This window comes from Candidatus Phaeomarinobacter ectocarpi (genome assembly GCF_000689395.1).
In the GTDB taxonomy this organism is placed as follows: Bacteria; Pseudomonadota; Alphaproteobacteria; order CGMCC-115125; family CGMCC-115125; genus Pyruvatibacter; species Pyruvatibacter ectocarpi.
Window position 1 is genome coordinate 2,541,236 of the sequence record NZ_HG966617.1, and the last position, 17,431, is coordinate 2,558,666.

Sequence of the window (17,431 nt, forward strand, 5' to 3'; positions counted from 1 at the left end):
GCCCATTCGTGACAGGACCAGCACACACCTGACTCTCAGGCCCATGGCCACTATACTGCCATGAGAGCAGGATCGTCCGTAGGGGGAGTGACGTGGACAGCTTCAAATCAGCGCGCGCGGGAACGCGGCATTTTGCCGTTATCTTGGGGCTTTGTTTCGCCCCCGTATTGAGTTTCGGCTTCCCGATCCACGCCCATGCGCAGTCCGCTGGCTGCACAACCCTGGCCGCCGGAGGTGGCAACACCACCATTCCCGCGGCCACCGTTGTGAACACCACCATCAACGTGACGGCTGACGCAGGCGAGACCATCACGGTCACAGTCACCGGCAATCCCAACTCCATCCGTATCGGGACGAACCCCGGCAATGTCCGCCTGTTCAGCGGCCCGGGCAATCAGACCGTCACGGTTACGCTCCCGGCTGGCATCACCGGCATCACCATTTCAGGGCAGGCAGGTGCCGGGTCGGCAGCACAGGTGAATTTCACCTGCACGTCCCCGACAGCCGCAGCCACCGGCGGCGACAGCACGTCGCAAGCGCAAACGGGCCCAACACCGGACGAAACATCCGCCTCGACAGAGGCGGCCAACACCGCCATAGACAATTCCCGGCTGTCGACCACGCCCGCTAGCCTCCCTGGTGCGGGCATAACCATTAGACATCTGCCGAGCGTCGGTCAGATTCATTCGCAGATCGGCGCGGTAGACAGCGCCATCCGAAACATTGACGCGGCGCAGGCAGCTCTCATTGAGAGCTTCATGCCTGACTTCGGGTTCAGAGAACAAAGGGCCCGCGCATGGGCGTATGACGCCTACGGCTACTTCAAGGAAGACGAAGGCGAGGAGTTCTTCCGTGGCTGGCGCGCTTACGTACATGACCCCTTCGCGCCAGTCCAACCGACCCCGACGAGGGGATCAGGGTTCATCTCACCGCAAGCGTGGGGCGAACAATCACACGCAGCGTTCATCAATGAAGTGCTGCAGGAAGCCGAGGCAGCCGGTGTCAAGGATCAGCTTGTCCACCTGATGACCAAGCGGCTGGACGCTACCCGCGAGCGCGACCAACTTTACCAGGACCTCTCCAAAGCACGGGACCTGTCTCCACAGGCGTCACGCTTTGCACCGGCCACACCCCTCGTCGCACAATTTTCCGGCGAGAGCTTTCAACTTGATCTGTCCAGTGACCAGCTCTTTCAGGCAGCGACGCTGGGTCTTGATGACAGTGCCTCCGGCCCCGCCGACCTGCCGCCGCTCACCGTCGCAGGCATGCCGGTCAATATCTGGGTGCGTGGCCGCGGGACGGTGTTCGACCGGCAGAAGCGCGGCGGCAGCGACGGCTGGGCGGCGCACGTGCTCTCCGGCATTGCCTTCCAGGTCTCTGATAGGCTGGTGGTCGGCGCCTATGGCTCCTACCTGACCGGCGAAAGCGACGTGAAGGCGACGGGTACGGAAGTCGTATCCCGGCAGGCGGGCGGCGGCGCCTATGCACAGATCCAGGTGGCGGACTCCCTCTCGGTCGGGTTGGCTTTCTCGAGGGAAACCGGCGAGCAGGACATAAAGACCACCGCTGCCAGCGGTACGGCGGACACGGATCTCTGGACGGTTTCAGGCTCCCTGTCCGGCAGCTACTTCGTCAATCCGGTATTGCTCACCCCGTCGCTGTCGGTCTCCTACTCGGATTCTGAACGCGACAGATATACGGACTCAACCAACACAGCCATCCCCGGCAGCCGGTCGCAGGACACCACCATCGGCAGTGGGCTCACTGTGTCGCGCAGCTTTGACTATGAAGATGGCTGGATACGCCGCGCCACGCCGCGCCTCAACGCCACGGTCAACTATTTCGCCCGCGAGAAAGACACACTGCGGCTGTCCGCCACGGAAGTCATTGATCGTGCGGACTGGGGTGGGAATGTCGGCGCTGGCGTGACACTCACCACCAGTGGCTCAAGCCGCCTGTCCGTCGACGCCGGTGTCATCGGCATCGGACAGGACACGCTGGGCTACACCGGCCAGCTGCAACTGGAAATCGGCTTCTAGGGCCTAGGTCTCACCGCGCGCCCGACGGATCATGCCGGGGATTTCGTTTTCGACACTCTCAATGTCGTCTTCGAACTTGAGCAGCAGGTTGAGCGTGTTGCGCACCAGATCCTCGTCCAGCTCGTCTGTGTGCAGCAGCATCAAGGCGCGTGCCCAGTCAATGGTTTCACTGACAGCCGGCAGTTTCTTGATCGTCTTTGTGCGCAGCTCCTGCACGAAGGTCACCAGCTGAGCGAGCAGTGATTCCGGCACGCCGGGCACCCGCTTGTTGATGATCTTCATTTCCAGCTTCTGGTCCGGGAATGAAATGTACAGATGCAGGCAGCGACGCTTGAGGGCGTCGCCCACTTCACGGGTGTTGTTGGACGTCAGAAACACCACCGGCTTCACATCCGCCTTGATGGTGCCGATTTCAGGTATCGAGACCTGGAAGTCAGACAGGATTTCCAGCAGGAATGCCTCAAACTCATTGTCTGATTTGTCGATTTCGTCGACCAGCAACACGCCCCCGTCGGGCACCTGCAGCGCCTTCAGCAGCGGGCGTGGCTCGAGAAATTCCGGCGAGAAGAATGTGTCGTCAAACTCATGCAGCCGGACCATGGCTTCGGTAATGCCGTTGGTGCCTTCCATCAGGTCCGCCAGCTTATCCTTCAAAACCTGCGTGTAGAGCAGCTGCTTGCCGTATTTCCATTCATACAGCGCCTTGGCCTCGTCCAGCCCCTCGTAGCATTGCAGCCGAATGAGCTCGCGGCCCAGATGGGCCGCCGTCGCCTTGGCCAGCTCGGTCTTGCCCACACCGGGAGGGCCCTCAACCAGAATGGGCTTGTCCAGCGCCTTGGCGAGGTAAACAGCTGTGGAAATCTGCGTGTTGGCCACATAGCCGCCCACCTCAAACCCCTCCTGAATGAGCTGGATTTCGCGTTTGGCGTCGTCGGACTTGATGTGATTGGTCACGGGAACTGGTCTGCCTGTCTCTTGATATCGGTTCGCCCAAGGGCATACGCGAGCCCAAGCGCCCCGGCAATGGCACATTTGCAAACCCCTTTGCACAAGGGAAAGCGCCGGCGCCGGGCTCCCATAGGAACACATTGGCTGAATCCAAGACTCGCATCGTCCGCCAAGGTCACTAGAATGCGCCCCAACCAAGGGCCGATATCCGCCCTTCAAGAACAAATACCCGCCGGACAGCTACAGACAAGGCGGGCCAGACAGGGAGTGCCCAGATGACCCAGATAAACGAAGTCACCACACTGACGCGCGAAGGCGATATTGCCGTCGTGACGCTCAATTCTCCGCCGGTGAACGCCCTTTCCGCCAATGTGCGCGAAGGTCTGTTTGAAGGCTTCAAAGCCGCCATCGCCGACGATGCCGCCAAAGCCATTGTCCTGATCTGCGACGGCCGCACCTTCATCGCCGGTGCCGACATCACCGAATTCGGCCAGGCGCCGAAGGGCCCGGGTCTGCATGAAGTTCAGGCGATGATCGAAGACGCGCCCAAGCCTGTCGTCGCAGCTGTGCACGGCACAGCCCTCGGTGGCGGTCTCGAAGTCGCGCTCGTCTGCCACTACCGCGTCGTCGTTCCCAGCGCCCGCATGGGTCTGCCGGAAGTGAACCTCGGCCTGTTGCCCGGTGCCGGTGGCACCCAGCGCCTGCCGCGCGTCACAGGCGTTGAAAAAGCGCTTGAGATGATGACCTCAGGCCGTCATGCCTCCGCCAAGGAAGCCCATGAAAGTGGCCTTGCAGACGCCATCGTTGAAGAAGGCAAGCTTCTGGAAGGCGCCATCGCCTTCGCCCAGAAGATCGTCGCTGACAACGCACCACTGACGAAAATTCGCGAGCGCGACGACAAGGTTGCCGGAGCCCGTGGCAAGCCGGAAATCTTTGAAGCGTTCCGCAAGTCCATCGCCCGCAAGACCCGTGGATTCCTGGCGCCGGAATACAACATCCAGTGCATTGAAGCGGCCGTGAACCTGCCCTTCGATGAAGGCATGAAGGTGGAAGCCAAACTCTTCCGCGAACTGGTGACGGGCGAACAGTCTGCTGCCCAGCGCCATGTCTTCTTCGCAGAGCGTCAGGTCGCCAAGATCCCGGATGTACCCAAAGACACCCCGCAGATCGACGTCAAATCTGTCGGCATCATCGGTGCGGGCACCATGGGCGGCGGCATTGCCATGAACTTCGTCAATGCAGGCATTCCGGTGACGATCGTCGAGCAGGCGCAGGAACGTCTCGACGCGGGTCTCGCCGTTGTTCGCAAGAACTATGAAAACTCAGCCAAGCGCGGCCGCTTCCCCATGGAAGAAGTCGACAAGCGCATGGCGATGTTCACCGGCACCACCAACCTCGAAGACTTGGCCGACAAGGACCTGATCATCGAAGCCATCTTCGAGAACATGGACGTCAAGAAGGACGTGTTCGGCAAGCTCGACAAGATCGTCAAGCAGGGCTCGATCCTCGCAACGAACACGTCAGCTCTGGACATCGACGAGATCGCAACCGCCACAACGCGCCCTGAAGCGGTCATCGGCCTGCACTTCTTCTCACCGGCCAACGTCATGAAGCTGCTGGAAATCGTCCGCGCGGACAAAACCAGTAACGAAGTCATCGCCACCTCCATGTCCCTTGCCAAGAAGATCGGCAAGGTCGGCGTGCTCGTGGGTGTGTGCCCGGGCTTCGTTGGCAACCGCCTTCTGGCCCAGCGCCAGCGCGAAGCCAACAAGCTCATCCTTGAAGGCGCAATGCCATGGGATGTGGACCGCGTGCTCTTCGACTTCGGCCTGCCCATGGGTCCCTTCGCCATGTCAGACCTTGCAGGCCTTGACCTTGGCTGGAACAAGGAAACGTCCAAGGGCGAAACCCTGCGTGACCTGCTCTGTGAACGGGACCGTCGCGGCCAGAAGACCGGCGCAGGCTTCTACGATTACGATGAAAACCGCGTGCCGTCGCCGTCCAAGGAAGTCGAAGGCATCATTCGTCAGTACGCAGAAGAGCGTCAGATTCAGCAGCGTGAAATTTCAGACGAAGAAATTCTCGAACGCTGCCTGCTGCCGATGGTGAACGAGGGCTACAAGATCCTCGAAGAAGGCAAGGCCATCCGCGCCTCTGACATCGATATCGTCTGGATCATGGGCTATGGCTGGCCTCGCTATCGCGGCGGCCCGATGTGGTACGGCGAAAACTCAGTAGGTCTGGAAAAAGTCCTCGAGCGCATGCAGCACTACGAAGAGAAGCACGGGGCCGACTTCAAGCCAGCAGCAATGCTTGAAGACCTCGTCGCCGAAAGCAAGAAGAAGGCAGGCTAATGGCTCTTGCCCTCTATGACCTCGAAGGCCGTGACGGCCGTCGCATGAGCCCCTTTTGCTGGCGCACAAAATACGCGCTGGCCCATAAGGGCCTCACGGCGGAGGACCGTCCGGTCGGCTTCGGGGAAATCAAAACCATCGGGGACGGGTCTCACAAGACTGTCCCCGTGCTTGAGCATGACGGCCAGTTCATCGGCGACAGCTGGCAGATCGCAATCCATCTGGATCAAAACTTTCAGGATACTCCGCCGCTGTTCCCCAGCCTTGATGCCCTGCACTACGCGCAGTTCGTGGAACGCTGGCTGTTCACGCAGGTGTTCACCGCCATGTTCCCGGCCATGGTCAAACAGGTGTTTGAACACTGCCGCGAGGAAGACAAGGCCTATGTCCGTGAAAGCCGCGAAAAGCAGCTGGGCGGCATGACCCTTGAACAGGCGGACAAGCGTGGCAAGGAAGGTCTGGGCGCCATGTCCGTGGCCCTTGGTCCTCTGCGGGCCAAGCTCATGGACACGCCCTACCTCAATGGCAACGAAGCTGGCTATGCCGACTATGTAGCCGCCAGCACATTCATGTGGGCCCGCGCTGTTTATCCAAACAAGCTGTTTGCACCCAAGGAGCCGGTGGCTGATTGGTTCAAGCGCATCCTTGAGATGCACGGCTCACTGGGTCGCTCAACGCCGGGCTACGACATCGCAGCCTGACGCCTCCACATTTGTTCGAACACTATCTCGCGCAGCGGTCCTAACGGGCTGCTGCGCGAATTTTTTCCAGCAGCTTTTCTGTGGCAAAGCCGTCCTGCGGTTGCCCCAGGCTTCCCTGAAAACCTCGAATGGCTTTCCGGCTCATGGGGCCGATGATGCCGTCCACACCCCCCGTATTGAACCCGATCGCCGTCAGCTTGGTCTGCATCTCTTTGGCCTCTGACAGTGTCAAAGGCCGCTCATCCGTGGGCCATGTGCCCTGAATGGCAGGCTCGCCCGCAAAATGCCGCGCAAGATAAGAGACAGCCATCGCATAGGACGTGGCGTTGTTGTAGCGCAGGATCGTGCGGAAATTCGGGTAGGCCAGAAACGCCGGTCCGCGATGTCCCGCAGGCACAATCAGGTAGGCCTCAAGTCCCCGCTCACGACGCGGCAGGGTGTCGCCCGACGCCGTCCGCAGACCGAGTGCCTGCCATTCCTCACCGGTCTTGTTGATACTGCGCGCAGCCAGCGCATAGTCGAAACCACCCGGCAGCTTTACTTCGCGCACTGCAGGGTCGCCCCTGTCCCAGCCGGACGCCTTGAGGTAGTTGGCAGCAGACCCAAGTCCGTCCGCCGCACTGACCCAGACATTGCGGCGACCATCGCCATCAAAATCCACGGCGTGTTCAAGATACGTCGTGGGAATGAACTGCGTGTGCCCCATGGCACCCGCCCATGAACCGTTCATGGCCTTGGGCGTGATATCGCCTGACTGGATGATCTTCAGGGCCGCAATGAGTTGCGTGCGGCCAAAGTCCGCCCGACGCCCCTCAAACGCCAGAGTCGTCAGTGAACGGATGACACTGCGGCTGCCCATGAAGGTACCGTAATGCGTTTCAAGGCCCCAGATCGCAGCCAGCACTTCACGTTCAACGCCATAGCGTTCTTCAAGTCGGTCAAACAGTTTGCGGTTGGCCCGCAGCTGCTCGGCACCGTCCGCCTTGCGTTTGTCAGAAAGGGCAGACCCAAGATAGCCCCAGATCGGCCGGACGAATTCTGGCTGCTTCTGGTTCAGTTCCAGCACCTTCACGTCCAGCGAAATGCCCTGAAAGGCCCGGTTGAAGGTAGACGAGGTGATTCCCTCAGCCAGTGCGTCACGCCGAAACCCTGTCAGCCAGGATGAGAGCCGTTCCTCCATGGCCGGTGTCACAACAATATCATCTTCCACCGGCTGCCCCTTTTGGGCGAGCGCACCACCCGCACCACCCAGGGTCAGACCTGTCGCCAAAAGAAAGGCTGATAAGGGCGTGAAAGCCCCAAAGCGCGTTGTTTTCCGCCGCATTTATTCTCGTTCCGCTGGTTTGTGAATCGCAGGAAAGCTCAAAAAGTCCGTCACCATAGGCGATGGACTGTGGCAATTCTATGCGCGAACAACCTGCTGTTTAGGTTCATGTTCTAGGGTGCCAGAAGGCGTGCAACAGGTGCGTCTTGCCGTGGTGCATGGCCCCGTGGCAAAACCGGCTGGCAATCGTTGCTGCGCTGCATCATCTACTCTCGTCTGCGTAAAGGCTTTTCATGTCCAAACGGATCCGCAAGGTTGTTTTCCCGGTTGCCGGTCTCGGCACGCGCTTCCTCCCGGCCACCAAGTCGGTGCCCAAGGAGCTGCTGCCGGTCGTCGACCGTCCGCTCATTCAGTACGCCGTGGATGAAGCCAAAGAAGCCGGCATCGAGCATTTCATTTTCGTAACCGGTCGCGGCAAGACAGCCATCGCTGACTATTTCGACCACGCCTATGAGCTTGAGCAGACCCTGTCTTCAAAGGGCAAAGGCGACGCGCTGAAGATGCTTGCCGACATGCGCCCACCCGCAGGCGCTGCCTCCTTCCTACGTCAACAGGAGCCCGCAGGCCTTGGTCATGCAGTCTGGTGCGCACGCGACCTAGTGGGCGATGAGCCCTTTGCCGTCGTTCTGGCAGACGAACTCCTCAAATCCTCGCCCGGCTGCCTGGCGCAGATGGTGGAGGCCTATGAAAAGACACAAGGCAACATTGTCGGCCTGGTGGACGTGCCCAAGGAACACACGGACCGCTATGGCGTGATCAAGCCCGGCGCCCGTGATGGAAACCTGGTTGAAGTCGCCGGCATGATTGAAAAGCCCAAGCCCGAGGCTGCACCCTCCACATTGGCGCTGGTGGGTCGTTACATCCTTCAGCCTTCGGTGTTTGAGCACCTCTCCCGACAGGACCGTGGCGCAGGCGGTGAGATCCAGCTCACGGATGCCATGGCCCGCCTCATCGGCAATGAGCCCTTCCACGGCCTTGAGTTCGATGGCATCCGGTTTGACTGCGGCAACAAAGTAGGCTTCATGGCAGCCAATGTGGCCTATGCCCTTGAACGGGAAGACATGGCCGACGAACTTCGTGAGTATCTGCGGACAGTCATCTAGACCACGCCCACATCTAAAGCGGCCCTGGCCGCCAACACCTAAAGAGGTGCGCCATGCGCGTCGCAATGATCGGAACAGGTTATGTCGGCCTTGTGTCCGGAGCCTGCTTCTCTGATTTCGGCCACGAAGTCACCTGCGTCGACAAAGACGCCAGCAAGATAGAAGCGCTTGAGCGCGGCGAAATCCCGATCTACGAGCCAGGCCTTGATGTGCTGGTCAACGGCAACATGCAGGTGGGCCGCCTGACCTTCACAACTGATCTTGCCAACACAGTCCCCGAGGCTGATGCCGTCTTCATAGCCGTCGGCACTCCCTCGCGCCGCGGCGATGGCCACGCCGACCTGTCCTATGTCTATGCAGCGGCCCGCGAAATCGCGCCATTGCTGACGGGCTACACGGTGGTGGTCACCAAATCCACAGTCCCTGTCGGCACCGGTGACGAAGTTGAACGCATTATCCGCGAAGTCGCGCCTGACGCAGACTTCGACGTCGCGTCCAATCCCGAGTTTCTGCGCGAAGGCTCCGCCATTGAGGACTTCAAGCGTCCAGACCGTGTCGTGGTTGGTACCGATGCCGAGCGCGCACAGGACGTGATGCGTGAACTCTATCGCCCGCTGTTCCTTCGCGAGACGCCGATGGTCATCACCAACCGGCAGACATCAGAACTCATCAAATATGCCGGCAACGCGTTTCTGGCGACCAAGATCAGCTTCATCAACGAGATGGCGGACATCTGCGAGAAGACCGGTGCAAATGTGATCGATGTCGCCAAGGGCATTGGCCTTGATGGACGCATCGGCAAGCTCTTCCTGCATGCAGGCCCCGGTTATGGCGGCTCGTGCTTCCCCAAGGACACCCTTGCCCTGGTCAAGACCGCTGAAGACGTTGGCGCACCGACAGGTATCGTCAGCGCTGTGGTCGAGGCCAATGCCAGCCGCAAGAAACGCATGGCCCATAAAGTCATTGAAGCTGCCGGCGGCGACGTGAGCGGCAAAAAAATCGCGGTCCTCGGCGTGACCTTCAAGCCGAACACGGACGACATGCGGGACAGTCCAAGCCTCGACATCATCCCCCTCCTCAAGGAATCCGGCGCATCGATCCGTGCCTTTGATCCTGCAGGCATGGATGAAGCCAAAGACCTGATCGACGGCGTCGATTGGGCTGACAATGCATACGACGCCATCAATGGCGCAGACATCCTGCTGATCCTGACCGAGTGGAACGAGTTCCGGGCTCTGCAGTGGGACAAGGTCGCAAAGGCCATGCCCGGTCGGCTTGTGGTCGACCTCAGAAACATCTACACCCCCCATGAAGTGGCCCGTCAGGGCTTCACCTATCACTCCATCGGCCGTGCACCTGCAATCGCCTGACTTCGGCACGTTTTGCAGCGCTCGGCCCTTTTTCCGGATTTCCGCCGCAATTCGCGTGCATTGATTTTGCCGGACATAAAAACGAAGGCCGCGCCCCGGCGGAAATCACCATGATCAAGAGCATTGTTGCCGCCATTTTGTTTGTCATGACGTCTGCCACCATGGCGGCAGCGGACCCCGAGGCCACGGCAAAGTCCTTCATCACCGATGGTGTGGATCAGGCGATCACAATTCTGCAGGAGACCAAGCCGGAAGACCCGGCCCGCGCGGCCCGCTTCCGCGACTTCGTCTCAGAGATCATCGACACCCGCTCAGTCGCCCAGTTCACCTTGGGTCACTATCGCAAGGGCGCTGATGCTGCCCTCGTGCGTGCCTTCGAGCAGCAGTTCAAGGAATACGCCACCGCCAGCTATGAAAGCCGTCTGGGCCTGTATGGCGGCCAAACCATCAACATCACCAACGCTGTCGCGCGCAAGGACACGGATGTGTTGGTCAAAGGCACCATCAACGCAAAGGACGGCAAGCACCTTGCGGATGTCGCCTTCCGTGTCCTGACGACAAAGCGCGGCCCGCAACTCTTTGATGCGCAGGTTCAGGGTATCTGGCTGGCCGTTGAGCAGCGCGCGCAGTTCGGCAATTTTCTGGGTCAGCACGATGGCGACATCCAGCAACTGATCAACTTCCTTGCGGATGAAACCGCACGGTTGCGCTCCAAGGACGCCGCAGCGACACCTGCTGAAGGCTAGGCCTATTCAACAGCCTTGAGCGCAGGCACCCGGCCATAGACATCATCAAAACGAACGATGTCGTCCTCACCAAAATAGCTGCCTGACTGCACTTCAATGATAGAGAGCGGCATCTTGCCGGGATTCTCCAACCTGTGTTTTGCGCCAATTGGGATGTACACGGACTCGTTTTCAGCAACGAGATGCGTCTCCTCACCAAGCGTCACCTTGGCCGTGCCCCCAACAACGACCCAGTGCTCTGCACGATGATGGTGCATTTGCAGGGAAATGGCCGCCCCCGGCTTGATCATCAGATGCTTCACCTGATGGCGTTCATCTGTCGCCAGGCTCTCGTAGAAGCCCCAGGGCCGGTAGACGCGCGCATGAACTTCCTGCTCCGGGCGACCTTCAGTCTTCAACCGCCCGACAATGGCCTTCACGTCCTGCACCCGATCACGATGAGCCACAAGCACAGCGTCGCCGGTCTCAACCACAATCAGATTTTCCACGCCCACTGTCGTGACAAGCCGACCTTCCGCCCGCACAAACGTATTGGCCGTGTCCTGAACCATCACGTCGCCGCTCAGCACATTGCCCTGACCATCTTTTTCACCGATGTCCCACAGCGCCGTCCATGAGCCGACATCGCTCCAGCCGATGTCTGACGGCACCACCACCGCATCCTTGGTGTGTTCCATAACCGCATAGTCGATGGAGTCAGACGGGCAAGCCTCGAACGCTTCGCGATCAAGCCGCAGAAAATCCATGTCGCGGTTGCCACCGGAGACCGCCATCGCCGCCTGTCGCCAGATGTCCGGTGCCAAGGCTTCAAGTTCTGCAATCATCCGGTCCGCGCGGAACAAAAAGATCCCTGAGTTCCAGAAGTAGCGGCCATCGTCGAGATAGGTCTGCGCCGTTGCAGCGTCGGGCTTTTCAACAAAGGCATCCACCTTGCTGCCGCCGTGGTCGACGGCGTCACCGGAGCGGATATAGCCATACCCGGTCTCAGGTGCATCGGGCACAATGCCGAACGTCACAAGCTTGCCCTCTTCAGCCAGCTTCGCACCGGTGGCGATGACGTCGAGAAACAGGTCAGGCCGGGCGATATGATGATCCGCCGGCAGCACGAGCATCAGCTCGTCCCGACTATGCGCCGCGCACAGAGCTGCAGCAGCTGCAATCGCCGGAGCGGTGTTACGACCCACTGGCTCAAGCATTTCAACTTCAAGTTCGACGCCCGCATCCTGAAGCTCTGAGGCGACCGTAAACCGGTGCTCTTCATTGCACACGACGATCGGCGGCAGAAAACGATCTGCATCGCTCACGCGCAACGCGGTTTCCTGAATCATTGTCCGCTCGGATGTGAGCGCCATGAACTGCTTGGGATGGTGCGCCCGTGACGTTGGCCACAGGCGTGTCCCCGAGCCTCCGGACAGGATGACAGGACGGATGGGCTTCATCGTCGTTCAGTCCCTTAACGAAATTGCGCGCGCCCTAGGACGGCACACGCTCATAAATGACGCATGGGTTCTAGCACAAACCGGGCCTCTCTTTGGCGTCCCAATACGACACATCGATTGCGCCAATAAGAACCGCCGCCCGACCAAGTGTTAACGCGCGCCCGGTTTGGCGCAGCTGCCTGACGCCCGCAAACCCGGACAAGAAACCTCAAATATCCAGCAAAACTGCCAGAAATTGACGGCATCCACCTCCCTGACGCGCCTTGGCACAAGGCTTGATCTGTAACCAGCAGTCATTAACGCGCTTGAGAGGCATCCCCCCAATGTCTGCACTGCTGAAAAACAACGCTGAAGTCGCCCTGCCGCTTGGTTCTGCTGAAGAAACGGCACGCCCCCTTCCCCGTTACATTGCCCGTCGCGACGCTGCCTATGCAGTTCTGACGGCTGAAACACCTGCAACTCTGCGCCCCGCCGCGCGCATTCACGCGGTAGATGCCAACACATCCACCCTACGCGAAATCACCATCCGCACGCTGGACGTACTGGGCGCAATCGCCGGCCTCATTCTCGCAGCACCCATCATGATGGTTGTGGCTTTCCTCATCATGCGCGACGGCGGCTCAGCCTTCTTTGGCCAGACCCGCGTTGGCCAGCAGGGCCGCGGCTTCAACTGCTTTAAGCTGCGTTCCATGGCGTCGGATGCCGAAGCACGCCTCCAGACACTTCTCGACAATGACCCGCAGGCTGCTGCTGAGTGGGCCGAGCACCGCAAGCTCAAGAACGACCCACGCATCACCAAGCTTGGTCACTTCATCCGCAAGACCAGCATTGATGAGCTGCCCCAGCTCTGGAACGTCCTCAAAGGTGACATGAGCCTCGTTGGCCCGCGCCCGATCGTTCCTGATGAGCTGGCCATGTATGGCAAGGATGCTGCCGGCTACCTGTCTGTCCGCCCTGGCCTCACAGGTCTGTGGCAGGTCTCAGGCCGCAGCGACTGCGATTACAAAACACGTATTGCTCTGGACGTTGAATGGACCGAGATCCGCACTGTCGCGTCTTACCTTGAAATCATTTTCAAGACGGTTCCCGCAGTGCTCGCCAAAGAGGGCGCTTACTAAAAGTTTCGAGAGGGGAAGCTAGCCAACCTGCTTGGCAACTTCGTCGGCAATAGCCAATGACGATGTGAGTCCGGGGGACTCAATGCCAAGCAGGTTGACCAGCCCAGCAATCCCATGGGCATCAGGCCCGTCTATCCGGAAATCAGCAGCCGGCTCACCCTGCGCATTCAACTTGGGACGAATGCCTGCATAGGCAGGCACCAGCGACGCATCCTTCAGCCCCGGCCAATATCGCCGGATGGCGTCGTAAAACCCATCAGACCGCGCCGGGTCCACTGAGTACTCAACGCCATCCACCCATTCCGTATCAGGGCCAAAGCGCGCCTGGCCGCCAAGGTCAAGCGTCAGGTGAACGCCAAGGCCGGCAGCTTCCGGAACGGGGTAAATCAACCGGTCAAATGGTGCCCGGCCCTGGAGGGAGTAGTAATTGCCCTTGCAGTAGTAGGGAACCGGCATAAACGCCGACGACAAACCGGCGATCGAAGCCGCTAATTGGGGCGCAAACAATCCTGCTGAATTGATGAAGCGCTTGGCTTTGATGGTAGCTTCAGCAGCCCCTGAGGTGGCCACCAGAAAACCCTTATCCGACGCTTCAACCCAGTTGATAGACGTGCCGAATGCGAGCGCCGCGCCACGCTCTTCTGCTTCGCCCTGATAGCTCAACATCAACCCGTGGCTGTCGATGATGCCTGTTGAGGGCGACAGCAATGCGCCTTCGCAGTTGAGGTGCGGTTCCAGCGCCAGGGCTTCATCGCGATTGAGAAATGTTAAATCACCAACCCCATTGGCCGCAGCCCTGGCCTTGATGCCTTCAAGCTCCGCGACTTGTGCTTCGGTGGTTGCCACAATCAGCTTGCCACAGCGTTTGTGATTCAACCCGCGTGCGGCGCAGTACTCATAAAGTTTGTGTTTGCCCTCAACGCAGAAACGGGCCTTGAGCGAGTCTTGAGGGTAATAAATACCCGCATGAATGACTTCGCTGTTGCGCGAACTTGTATGACTGCCAATCAATGTCTCGCGTTCGACAACGATGACTTCATGGCCCTGCAGGGCCAACGCGCGCGCCACAGCCAAGCCGATGACACCAGCCCCGGCAATGACGGTATCCGTTTCGAAATGGTCCATACAACTCCACCCAAAAAACAACGCTCAATGGCATCAGACATTCCCTGCTAACAGGGAATTAACAGGGAAAATTGCGCAATCAATAAGCGTTGCGTCTAGTGACCACCTAGGTACGCCTCGCAGCCCCAGCCTCTCTAGAGACAGGTAAGTGATTCAAGAGAAAACGCAATGCCACCTCAGAACCTGATGCTCAGGTCATCACGGCCGTCGGGTCTGCTAACAGGCCAGAGCCATGAACCGAAAGTCAGCTGGTTGATTCAAATAAGAACGCCGGCAGGGTTCCGGCGCTTCATGCCGAATTGATTATTCCGGCATTTTGGCATCGGTAGGATCTTAGAGCGATGCGCACTTGGGAATGCGCGGCCAATACTCGAAGGGTAAATTGTGCAGAACGGCGCGAACGCCTATCCAACCAAGGGGTACCATGCCCAAAAGCCGGTCACGAAGCATCTCGAAGCTAGCCTCTGATTCAGGACAACCAGGCTTGAGATCCATTTCATCTTCAAGGTCGGCCAGGTTATCCACCAACCCCGCAATGGCGGAAGCAGTGTCCTGCCAACTTCTGACCTCCGCCTCCACGATCGGTCCGAGGACAAACGCCTCACCTTTGCGCGGATCGATTGCAAAGGTCGCGGGGAACGGAACAAAAACATCTGGCTCGATACCCTGTTCCCAGAATTCCTGCCAGACACGGTCGTACATGAACTGAAGTTCGACCAAACCTTTGTATTTTTCGAATTCCTGCTCTGTATCTTTGTTGCCGGCAAGCGCGGTAAATTGAGCCATTTGGAGCACAAGTCGCTGGGCGGCAGCCGAACCTTCGAGCGCTGATTTCGACGTACACAAGGCCACTGCCTCCAACATGCTCTGTTCGATGACCTGGTCGCCATCGCGCGCGAGAACGCGGCGCTGCAATACTTTGTTTAGAACCTCCGCTAACTGCACCTCGTTAAGCAACACCACCTTCTTTCCACTACCTTTCGGACGACCACCGGGATTGCCAGATTGACCTTTGCGAAAACGTGTTTCGACAGGCGGACGCCCGTAACCCACGTTGTAATTCGGAGTATGTTCTGACCGAGAATCTTTCTTGCTCCGACTCATGACGCAGCCTCTCGATTTGATCGATTTCGTCGCTTGCTCTTGGCCTTTGAAGCCCGTTCCGCGGCAATCGTGTGGAACTTGCGTTCGTCTCCTACAAGGACAGCGTCATCGTGGGCAAAAGATTGCCAGCGCCGGATCATCCGATCGACATAGAGTGGGTCAAGTTCCATGACCCTGGCTGTTCTACCCGTCTGTTCAGCAGCAATGAGAGTCGACCCACTGCCCCCAAAAGCGTCTAGGACGATATGGCCGCGCGTGGTTACATCGCGGATGGCATCCGCGATCATGGAGACGGGCTTCACAGTTGGATGCAGTTCAAGGGAGCAGTCGCGCTCCGAACCGGCTGCGTTCATCCCTGCATAAGACCAGACATTGGTCCGATACCGGCCATGCTGACCCAACTCAAAATTATTGTTGTGCTTAGCCGTTCCGTTCTTGAAGACGAAAATGAGCTCATGGCGAGACCGGTAGAAGGTTCCCATGCCACCATTGGTCTTGGCCCACACACAGAGATTTTTGAGTTCTTGATATGTGGCTGCTCCGGCGCTGAGCAGTTCCTGCATATGCCGCCAATCCATACAAATGTAATGGATCGAACCATCTACCGTATGAGCTGCGAGGAGACGAAAGGCTGATAGCAGAAATGTCTTGAAGTCTTCGGGCGTCATTTCGCCGGAGCCCATCACGAATTCGGTATGCTTGACGGTTCCTCCGCCGCTGACATGCCCATCAATCCGCACGTTGTAGGGTGGATCGGTGAACACCATCTGCGCCTTGTCCGTTCCAAGAAGGTGCGGATAACTCGCAGCGTCGACGGCTGAGCCACAATAGACACGGTGTGAGCCAAGCTTCCAAAGATCACCTTCCCGGCTTACCGGCGCTTTCGGCTCGAGCGACGGTAGATTCTCTGCTGCCGGGTCGCTTCCGCATTCAGGCGCTGCACTGTCCATGGTTTGATCAATTTCGACTGAAGAGAAACCAGTGATATCAATCTCATAGTCATCTTCGAGCAGCAGTTGGAAGTCGTCGGCCAGGATTTCGATGTCCCAGCCTGCATTCTGCGCAATCTTGTTGTCCGCAATCAGGTATGCCCGCTTCTGCGCTGGCGTCAGATGATCCAGGCGAATACAGGGAATGCGAGCGATTCCAAGTTTTTCAGCCGCAGACAAACGTCCGTTTCCAGCGAGAACAGTATTATCCTGATCAATAATGATCGGGTTGGTGAAGCCAAACTCCTCGATGCTGTTGGCAATCTGATAGATCTGCTTGTCAGAGTGCGTCCGCGGATTCCGCGGCGAGTGTCTCAGCTGGTCGAGACCAAGATAAATCACTTTTGCTTTTGTCATCGTGTTGCCAACAAAGTTGAAGACCTCATGCAGTCGGCCACGAATCGAGTCGACGCCACCAACATTCTCCGAACTGACTAGACCAAAGGTCAAATATAATTATAAATTATGCGTCATACGTATATTACGAATCGCTGAGGGGAGGTCCGATGACGGTTAGCTCGCTGGCCAGCCGAATTGGGGAATTGCGGGAAAAAAGGAGCATCTCACTGAAGGACGTCGCCGACGGAGTTGGCGTTTCGAAAACCCATATCTGGCTTCTTGAACAAGCTAAGTCGGACAACCCCTCAATTGGGCTGCTGCAACGATTGGCGGACTTCTATGGCGTAAATATCGGTTATCTGGTCGGCGAAACTGAAGCACCCCGCGAAGATGAAACAGATATTAATCGGCTATCCAAAAAATTGATGCAGCTTGAGGCGCAGGAGCAGCTCTTGGTCGAGCAAATTGTCGATTCCATGCGCAAACAAAAGCAGCACATTGAAGCGCTGATCGCTAAGAATTCAGCTTTGACCAAATCCTACAGTGAGGAATAAGGCACCGGTTTGGCCACTCAATGAGCCGAACGGGCTCATTCGTACTCAGCAACCTGGTGAGCCAAATACATGGCTACCCACGACCATCACGATACAAGATCCGCCTTGCACATGGGCCCAATAGCCCTGCGTTTGACAGACCTATCAATGCACTGCAGGTGTTTCAGCAGGCCAAACT

At 58.5% G+C, this 17,431-nt stretch carries 14 protein-coding genes; 8 read left to right on the forward strand and 6 right to left on the reverse strand.

Annotated features, from left to right (window positions below; translation table 11 throughout):
- Window positions 1–92: 92 nt before the first annotated feature.
- Window positions 93–2,039 (forward strand): autotransporter outer membrane beta-barrel domain-containing protein, encoded by a 1,947-nt coding sequence (locus BN1012_RS12205; RefSeq protein ID WP_145973458.1) that lies wholly within the window; start codon window positions 93–95, stop codon window positions 2,037–2,039.
- Between the two features lie 3 nt (window positions 2,040–2,042).
- On the opposite strand, the gene BN1012_RS12210 is transcribed toward BN1012_RS12205, so the two are convergent.
- Window positions 2,043–2,993: an AAA family ATPase gene (locus BN1012_RS12210; protein WP_420887264.1), complete on the reverse strand. Its 951-nt coding sequence runs from the start codon at window positions 2,991–2,993 to the stop codon at window positions 2,043–2,045.
- A gap of 278 nt (window positions 2,994–3,271) precedes the next feature.
- Here BN1012_RS12210 and BN1012_RS12215 point away from each other — a divergent pair, with 278 nt between their 5' ends.
- Together BN1012_RS12215 and BN1012_RS12220 are read left to right on the forward strand one after the other, a co-directional pair.
- A complete protein-coding gene (locus BN1012_RS12215) occupies window positions 3,272–5,341 on the forward strand; it encodes a 3-hydroxyacyl-CoA dehydrogenase NAD-binding domain-containing protein (RefSeq protein ID WP_197538373.1) in 2,070 nt (689 codons plus the stop codon).
- Window positions 5,341–6,042, forward strand: coding sequence for a glutathione S-transferase N-terminal domain-containing protein (locus tag BN1012_RS12220; RefSeq protein ID WP_043949820.1), 702 nt, complete (start codon window positions 5,341–5,343; stop codon window positions 6,040–6,042). The genes BN1012_RS12215 and BN1012_RS12220 overlap by 1 nt, the downstream gene beginning before the upstream one ends.
- A gap of 40 nt (window positions 6,043–6,082) precedes the next feature.
- Here the strand turns inward: BN1012_RS12220 and BN1012_RS12225 are convergent, their stop codons facing one another.
- On the reverse strand, window positions 6,083–7,366 hold the full coding sequence (locus BN1012_RS12225) for a lytic murein transglycosylase (RefSeq protein WP_043949821.1): 1,284 nt from the start codon (window positions 7,364–7,366) through the stop codon (window positions 6,083–6,085).
- 233 nt (window positions 7,367–7,599) lie between these two features.
- Here BN1012_RS12225 and galU point away from each other — a divergent pair, with 233 nt between their 5' ends.
- The 3 genes from galU to BN1012_RS17000 all read left to right on the forward strand — a co-directional run bounded on the left by galU (window position 7,600) and on the right by BN1012_RS17000 (window position 10,585).
- Window positions 7,600–8,469: a UTP--glucose-1-phosphate uridylyltransferase GalU gene (gene galU, locus BN1012_RS12230; RefSeq protein WP_043949822.1), complete on the forward strand. Its 870-nt coding sequence runs from the start codon at window positions 7,600–7,602 to the stop codon at window positions 8,467–8,469.
- Between the two features lie 53 nt (window positions 8,470–8,522).
- Window positions 8,523–9,839, forward strand: coding sequence for a UDP-glucose dehydrogenase family protein (locus BN1012_RS12235; RefSeq protein WP_043949823.1), 1,317 nt, complete (start codon window positions 8,523–8,525; stop codon window positions 9,837–9,839).
- 110 nt (window positions 9,840–9,949) lie between these two features.
- A complete protein-coding gene (locus BN1012_RS17000; protein ID WP_052535218.1) occupies window positions 9,950–10,585 on the forward strand; it encodes a Tgt2/MlaC family protein in 636 nt (211 codons plus the stop codon).
- Between the two features lie 2 nt (window positions 10,586–10,587).
- Here BN1012_RS17000 and BN1012_RS12245 read toward each other — a convergent pair whose 3' ends face one another.
- On the reverse strand, window positions 10,588–12,024 hold the full coding sequence (locus BN1012_RS12245; protein ID WP_043949824.1) for a mannose-1-phosphate guanylyltransferase/mannose-6-phosphate isomerase: 1,437 nt from the start codon (window positions 12,022–12,024) through the stop codon (window positions 10,588–10,590).
- A 323-nt stretch (window positions 12,025–12,347) separates the two neighbouring features.
- Between BN1012_RS12245 and BN1012_RS12250 the strand changes: the two genes are divergently transcribed.
- Window positions 12,348–13,142 carry a sugar transferase gene (locus tag BN1012_RS12250; protein WP_052535221.1) on the forward strand — a complete coding sequence of 265 codons (795 nt, stop codon included), beginning with the start codon at window positions 12,348–12,350 and terminating at the stop codon, window positions 13,140–13,142.
- Window positions 13,143–13,160: 18 nt separating this feature from the next.
- Here BN1012_RS12250 and BN1012_RS12255 read toward each other — a convergent pair whose 3' ends face one another.
- The 3 genes from BN1012_RS12255 to BN1012_RS12265 form a co-directional block, all read right to left on the reverse strand.
- Complete coding sequence (locus BN1012_RS12255; protein WP_043949825.1) at window positions 13,161–14,267, reverse strand: NAD(P)/FAD-dependent oxidoreductase; 1,107 nt, start codon at window positions 14,265–14,267, stop codon at window positions 13,161–13,163.
- 333 nt (window positions 14,268–14,600) lie between these two features.
- Window positions 14,601–15,371 carry a DUF5681 domain-containing protein gene (locus tag BN1012_RS17005; protein ID WP_145973459.1) on the reverse strand — a complete coding sequence of 257 codons (771 nt, stop codon included), beginning with the start codon at window positions 15,369–15,371 and terminating at the stop codon, window positions 14,601–14,603.
- Window positions 15,368–16,717 carry a site-specific DNA-methyltransferase gene (locus tag BN1012_RS12265; protein ID WP_043951039.1) on the reverse strand — a complete coding sequence of 450 codons (1,350 nt, stop codon included), beginning with the start codon at window positions 16,715–16,717 and terminating at the stop codon, window positions 15,368–15,370. Before BN1012_RS12265 ends, BN1012_RS17005 begins: the two co-directional genes overlap by 4 nt.
- A 149-nt stretch (window positions 16,718–16,866) precedes the next feature.
- On the opposite strand from BN1012_RS12265, the gene BN1012_RS12270 reads away from it, so the two are divergent.
- Window positions 16,867–17,253: a helix-turn-helix domain-containing protein gene (locus tag BN1012_RS12270; protein WP_052535226.1), complete on the forward strand. Its 387-nt coding sequence runs from the start codon at window positions 16,867–16,869 to the stop codon at window positions 17,251–17,253.
- The last annotated feature ends 178 nt before the right edge of the window (window positions 17,254–17,431 follow it).

Excerpts from the sequence above, each read along its gene's own strand:
- BN1012_RS17005 (WP_145973459.1), bottom strand. The coding sequence starts at position 15,371 with ATGAGTCGGAGCAAGAAAGATTCTCGGTCAGAACATACTCCGAATTAC.
- BN1012_RS12220 (WP_043949820.1), top strand. The coding sequence starts at position 5,341 with ATGGCTCTTGCCCTCTATGACCTCGAAGGCCGTGACGGCCGTCGCATG.
- BN1012_RS12235 (WP_043949823.1), top strand. The coding sequence starts at position 8,523 with ATGCGCGTCGCAATGATCGGAACAGGTTATGTCGGCCTTGTGTCCGGA.
- BN1012_RS17000 (WP_052535218.1), top strand. The coding sequence starts at position 9,950 with ATGATCAAGAGCATTGTTGCCGCCATTTTGTTTGTCATGACGTCTGCC.
- BN1012_RS12225 (WP_043949821.1), bottom strand. The coding sequence starts at position 7,366 with ATGCGGCGGAAAACAACGCGCTTTGGGGCTTTCACGCCCTTATCAGCC.
- BN1012_RS12265 (WP_043951039.1), bottom strand. The coding sequence starts at position 16,717 with ATGACAAAAGCAAAAGTGATTTATCTTGGTCTCGACCAGCTGAGACAC.
- galU (WP_043949822.1), top strand. The coding sequence starts at position 7,600 with ATGTCCAAACGGATCCGCAAGGTTGTTTTCCCGGTTGCCGGTCTCGGC.
- BN1012_RS12255 (WP_043949825.1), bottom strand. The coding sequence starts at position 14,267 with ATGGACCATTTCGAAACGGATACCGTCATTGCCGGGGCTGGTGTCATC.
- BN1012_RS12250 (WP_052535221.1), top strand. The coding sequence starts at position 12,348 with ATGTCTGCACTGCTGAAAAACAACGCTGAAGTCGCCCTGCCGCTTGGT.
- BN1012_RS12270 (WP_052535226.1), top strand. The coding sequence starts at position 16,867 with ATGACGGTTAGCTCGCTGGCCAGCCGAATTGGGGAATTGCGGGAAAAA.
- BN1012_RS12245 (WP_043949824.1), bottom strand. The coding sequence starts at position 12,024 with ATGAAGCCCATCCGTCCTGTCATCCTGTCCGGAGGCTCGGGGACACGC.